Raw genomic sequence first — 5,047 nt, 5'->3', positions numbered from 1 at the left:
GGGCCGGCATCACCGAGATCGAGGCCCTGGTGCCCCTGCGCCGGATGTTCGGGTACTCCACGGACCTGCGCTCCAAGACCCAGGGCCGGGGCACCTTCCAGATGCTGTTCGAGCGCTACGACCGGGTGGCGGAGTGAGGGGGGAAGGGGCCCTTCCCATCGTATACCAAGACCAGGCCTGCGTGGCCGTGGCCAAACCCGCGGGGCTCCTCGTCCACCCCGTGCCCCAGGTACGGGAGAAGGACTCGGTGCTCCGGCGGCTGCGGGACCTTCTGGGCCGGTGGGTGTACCCGGTGCACCGGCTCGACCGGGCCACGTCGGGGGTCCTCGTCATGGCCCTGTCGCCCGGGGCGGCCCAGGAGCTGGCGCTGGCGTTCCGGGAGGGTCGGGTCGAAAAGCGCTACCACGCCATCGTCCGGGGGTGGCCGGAGCCTGAGGGCGAGATCGACCGGCCCCTGAAGGACCGGGAAGCCGGCGCGATGCGGCCGGCCCTCACCCGGTACCGCCGGCTGGCCACGGCCGAGCTCCCGATCCCCGTCGGCCCCTACCCGGCGGCCCGGTACAGCCTCGTGGAGGTCCGACCGGTCACGGGCCGCACCCACCAGATCCGCCGCCACCTCTCCGGCATCTCCCACCCCATCGTCGGCGACACCCTCCACGGCGACGGCCGCCACAACCGACTGTTTCGGGATCGCTTGGGGATCCCGGGTCTCCTGCTCCACGCCACGGCCCTCGCGTTCCCCAGCCCGGCCACCGGCGAGACCGTGCGGGTGAGGGCCCCCTTCGATGAACGCTGGGAGAAGGCGTTTTCCGTTCTGGGCTGGGAGGACCTGCCGGCGTAAGGTTTCCCCAGTGAGCGAGCCACGGATGGCGCCGGGGGAGGCGGAAAATTCCCGGACACCGCGGGGTGCCGCCCGACGACCCGCGACCCACGACCTTACTTCGCCAGCGCCACCGGGCCCCCGAAGGCCTCGGCGGCCTCGGCGAGCAGTTCCCGTTCCCGGTCGCGGTACTTGGGCGAGAAGTGGAAGATCCGCAGCTCCCCCACCCCGGCCCGGCGGGCGAGCTCCCCGGCCTGGGCCGCGGTGAGGTGGTGGCGCTCCCGGGCCCGGTCCGCGTCCTCTTCCAGGAATGCGGCCTCGCAGTAGAGCACGTGGGCGTCCCGGGCCAGGGCCACGGCCCGGGAGATGCCGGGCTCGGCCCAGAGACAGTCGGTGACGTAGGCGAGCTTCTGACCCCGGGTGAGCCGGAGGACCCCCTGCTCCTGCAGGGTCCCCAGGGGCACCGTGCCCCCGTGCGGCAGTTCGACGGGGTGGTCCGGGGAGCGGCCGGCCTGGAGGGCCTGCTTGGCCGGCCGGAGCCAGGGGCCGGGAGGAAGGCCGAGGCGGTCCAGGGCGTCGCGGGCCACGTTCACGTGCACGGGCTCCTCCAGGCAGAACGCGAGGCACGGCACCTGGTGGTCCAGTTCGGCCGCGAAGACCCGGAACGCCGGCTCTTCGTGGACGGTGCGGAGGCCGGGTTCGGGTTCGGGCAGGGGCACCCCGCCCCGGGGGCGGCGCGGAAACCCGTCCCGGCACGGAAACGCCCAGAGCGTTCCCGACCCCTCCCCCCATTCCAGCACCTCCAGCTCGAACGCCTCGTCGTAGGCATGCACCAGGTTCCAGGTGTAGCCCCGCAGTTTCCCCTCGACTCGGTCGGCGATGCCCGGGGGGCCCACCACCCGGAACAGCCCGGACCGGCCCAGCCGGTAGCGCACCACCGTGTCGAGGCCGCAGAAATGGTCCATGTGGGCGTGGGTCACGAAGGCGTGGGTCGCCTTCAACACCGGCCGGGCCGGCAGGGGATGGAGATCCCCCAGGTCCAGGAACAGGGTGCGGCCGTGGCCTAGGAGCCGCACCAGAAGGGCCGGGTCCCCGAAGGGGCCGTTCACGAGGTGGGGGTGGAACGTGGGGCGCACGGGGTCGGTTCGAACCGGCGGGACCCGAGGCTCACGGCCAGGGCGCCGGTGGGGCAGGCGCGGGTGGCGCAGGTTAGGCAACGCAGGCAGGCCGGGCTCCCCGAATCCCGGCGGGGGTCGAGCCCGATGCGGCAGGCCGTAAGGCAGGCCTCGCAGCCCTCGCACCGGGTGGGGTCGTGGTCGATCCGGAGGGCGCTCCAGCGGTTGAGGAGCCCATAGATCGCGCCCAGGGGGCAGAGGGTGCGGCAGTAGGGGCGATAGCTCGCCACGGCCCACCCGACCACGCCGGCGAGTGCGGCGAGCTTCCACCAGAGCCATGGGCCGACCTGCTCCCGGAGTTCGGGGATGAGAAAGAAAAGCCCTCCGGCCTCCAGGGTTCCGGCGGGGCACAGGGCCCGGCAGAACCAGGGCTCCCCGTGGCCCAGGGGCCCGGTGGCGAGGAGCGGGAGCCCCACCACGAGGCCGAGGAGCACCACGTACCGAATGCCCCCGAGGACCCGGGGCACCCCGAATTTTCGCGATGGGATCCGGTGGAGCCCCTCCTGGAGGAACCCGAAGGGGCACAGCCACCCGCAGGCGAACCGCCCCCCGAGGAGCCCCACCGCCGCGAGGAACCCCACCACGTAGAACCCGAGCCGGTAGGTGCCCCACCGGAGGGCCGGCCGCCATCCGGCGATGAAGTGCTGGAGCGAGCCCAGGGGGCAGGCCGCGACGGCCGCCGGGCAGGAGTAGCAGTTGAGCCCCGGGGTGCAGAGCTTCTTCAGGGGCCCCTGGTAAAGGTTACGGGTCCAGGGAAACGCGAGGTAGGCGTTTTGGAGGAAGGCGGCGACGGCCTGGACCCGGTGGCGCACGGCGGGCCTACCCGATGCCTATGCAGGCCAGGCAGATGCTGGCCGCGTTCATGAAGACCTGGGTGGCCTCGCCGAGGTACGCGCCGGCCGCGATCGCCGCGGCGGCCACCGCAAGGGACGCCCACCACGCCTTGCCCATCGCCCATCTCCCCGAACCGCATTGGCCGTCCGAGCCGCCGGGCTGATTGTAGCAAAACCGATTCGGTTTGCCCAAACCTACCGGCCTTCGTGGGGGGCGTGGACCTCGATGTCGAACGGCACGGTGTACACCCGCCCGGCCCGCTGGAACTGGGCAAAGATCCTGTAGCGTCCGGGTTGGTCGCACACGTGCCCCCAGTAGAGCTTGGGGCCCCGGTAGCCCGGGGTGGGCTCGTGGAAGTGCTGGTGGGCGAACTCGGGTCCGCCGCCGTGGGTGTGGGCCGAGGCCGAGGCGTTCTCCCGGAAGATCGCGAGATGGGTGAGGACCCCCAGGTATGGCTCCAGGTCGGTCACGGGGCGGCCCGCCGCCCGGAGCTCGATGTTCGCCTCCACCCGGTTCCGGGCCTCGATCCGGTCGGGCATGGTGTGGAGAACGCAGGTGAGGCCGTCGGCCGACCTCGTGCGGGAAAGATCCCAGCGGGTGGGGGGCTGGGGCGGGCCTTCGACCAAGAGTTCCAGGTCCTTGTGGATGGCCCGGCCCTGGTCCACGGCGTCCACCGCGATCACGTACCGGCCGCCCCACCGCAGCGTGACCGGGAAGGTGAACCGGGCCTGGGCCTTCGCCTCCTCGGTCAGGAGTCCGAAGTCCTCGGGATGGAGGTGGTGGAACTCCTCGAGGTTCTCGCTCACCACGAGGAAATGCACCAGCCGTTCGTGGTGGACCTGGAGACCGGTTGCCGGCCGGCCGTCGGCCGTCTCGATCCGCACCGTGATCCGGGTCCCCTCTCCGGCCCTGGGCGTGGCGGGGTCGGTTTCCAGCCGGAACCGGTAGCCCCGGTCCACCTCCCGGGGCGAGAGGGCCGGCATGTGGTGGCCGGCGTTGGTCTCGCACTGGGCGCAATGGCTGTGGGCTCCGCCCATCATGGCGGAATGGTCCATCCCCTTCATCGGCGTCCCCGTCCGCTGGCCCGCACAGGCGGCGAGCAGGAGGGTGAGGGCCAGGGCAAGTCGTCGCATGGTTTCGTCTCCTTTCGGGGTTTCGTTGTCATGCCTGGGTAGTCGGACCCCGTATACCGTCCTTACATCCCCCTCCCCCCGCCCCCCCACCCCCCCGGGGCGGGGGGACCGCCTTGCGCGCGGAGTCCCCTGCCGTCTGCCTCCCTCTCCCACTCAGGGGGAGAGGGCCGGGGAGAGGGGGGCGGGGGGAACCGCCGCGCCGCGATCACCGCCCGGGCCAGCGGGGGGATCGGCTCCAAGATCTCGATCCGTGGGCTTGCGAACCCGGCCCGGTCGAGCCGCTCGGTCCACCGCTCCGGACTCTCGGCGCCGGCCACGCACCAGGCCCAGGCCTCGGGAAGGTCCCGGATCCCCTCGGGGAGGGGTTCCACGGCCACGAGGTCCGCCACGAGAAGCCAGCCCCCCGGGCGGAGGACGCGGACCGCCTCCCGGAGCAGTTCGTCGCGCTCCGGCACGAGGTTCGCGGCCCCGTTCAGGAGCACCCAGTCGAAGGCGTCGGCTCGGAAGGGGAGCCGGGGCAGAAGACCGCGCACGGGCCGCAGGGGCAATCGGGGCGCGCCCCGAAGGCACCCGGCCAGGCGGCGGAGCATGGCCCCCGAGGCGTCGAGGGCCGCCACGGGGTGCCCCCGGCGGGCCAGGATCCAGGCCTCGAGCCCGGCCCCGCAGCCCAGGTCGGCCACGGGGCCGGGGCCGTCCACCCGGTCGGCCAGGTTCGCGGCGCCCACGAACGCCTCGAGCAGGGGCGGCGGCACGGCGTCGAGATCCTCGGGGGCGTATCCGAGTCGGCGTGCCAGCGCCTCCCCCACCTCCAGGTTGAGCCCCCGCGGGGCCCGGGCGCCGCCCCGGCCGGTGCGCTCGTACACCGCCAAGATCTCCCGCTGGATGGTCCCGGGTTTCACAATCTCCTCGGGTTCCGTCGGTGCTGCATTTTCCCCTACAATCGCCAAACATGCCTTCGACGAAGGCCTCGGCCCCGCGGCCTCGCGCTGGCCCGAAGCCGCGCGTCGTCTGTCTCCCTCTCCCCCTTGGGGGGAGAGGGCCGGGGAGAGGGGGGCTGTAGTGGCTCGGGGGGGGGGGGGGGGGGG

Annotated in this window: 7 protein-coding genes; 2 read left to right on the top strand and 5 right to left on the bottom strand. The window is 73.0% G+C overall.

Features of this window, described 5'->3' with window-relative positions; all coding sequences use genetic code 11:
- Both ACY0I8_RS16255 and ACY0I8_RS16250 read left to right on the top strand, forming a co-directional pair.
- A partial coding sequence (locus ACY0I8_RS16255; RefSeq protein WP_461395579.1) for a hypothetical protein occupies window positions 1-137 on the top strand: 137 nt, incomplete at its 5' end.
- The gene (locus tag ACY0I8_RS16250; RefSeq protein WP_461395578.1) at window positions 134-841 is read left to right on the top strand and encodes a pseudouridine synthase; all 708 of its coding nucleotides are present in this window, start codon (window positions 134-136) and stop codon (window positions 839-841) included. The genes ACY0I8_RS16255 and ACY0I8_RS16250, both read left to right, overlap by 4 nt.
- Window positions 842-936: 95 nt before the next feature.
- Here ACY0I8_RS16250 and ACY0I8_RS16245 read toward each other — a convergent pair whose 3' ends face one another.
- The 5 genes from ACY0I8_RS16245 to ACY0I8_RS16225 form a co-directional block, all read right to left on the bottom strand.
- Complete coding sequence (locus ACY0I8_RS16245; protein ID WP_461395577.1) at window positions 937-1,956, bottom strand: ribonuclease Z; 1,020 nt, start codon at window positions 1,954-1,956, stop codon at window positions 937-939.
- Entirely contained in the window at window positions 1,926-2,807 is an 882-nt protein-coding gene (locus ACY0I8_RS16240; protein ID WP_461395576.1) for a 4Fe-4S binding protein, read from the bottom strand. The genes ACY0I8_RS16245 and ACY0I8_RS16240 overlap by 31 nt, the downstream gene beginning before the upstream one ends.
- A 7-nt stretch (window positions 2,808-2,814) precedes the next feature.
- On the bottom strand, window positions 2,815-2,946 hold the full coding sequence (locus ACY0I8_RS16235; RefSeq protein WP_461395575.1) for a CD1871A family CXXC motif-containing protein: 132 nt from the start codon (window positions 2,944-2,946) through the stop codon (window positions 2,815-2,817).
- 77 nt (window positions 2,947-3,023) lie between these two features.
- Window positions 3,024-3,962 (bottom strand): hypothetical protein, encoded by a 939-nt coding sequence (locus ACY0I8_RS16230; RefSeq protein WP_461395574.1) that lies wholly within the window; start codon window positions 3,960-3,962, stop codon window positions 3,024-3,026.
- A gap of 62 nt (window positions 3,963-4,024) precedes the next feature.
- A complete protein-coding gene (locus ACY0I8_RS16225) occupies window positions 4,025-4,861 on the bottom strand; it encodes a methyltransferase domain-containing protein (RefSeq protein WP_461395573.1) in 837 nt (278 codons plus the stop codon).
- Window positions 4,862-5,047 lie beyond the last annotated feature (186 nt).

The organism is Deferrisoma sp. (assembly GCF_054681715.1).
The sequence above is the reverse complement of the archived record's forward strand: the minus strand, read 5'-3'. Positions and strand labels throughout refer to the sequence as shown.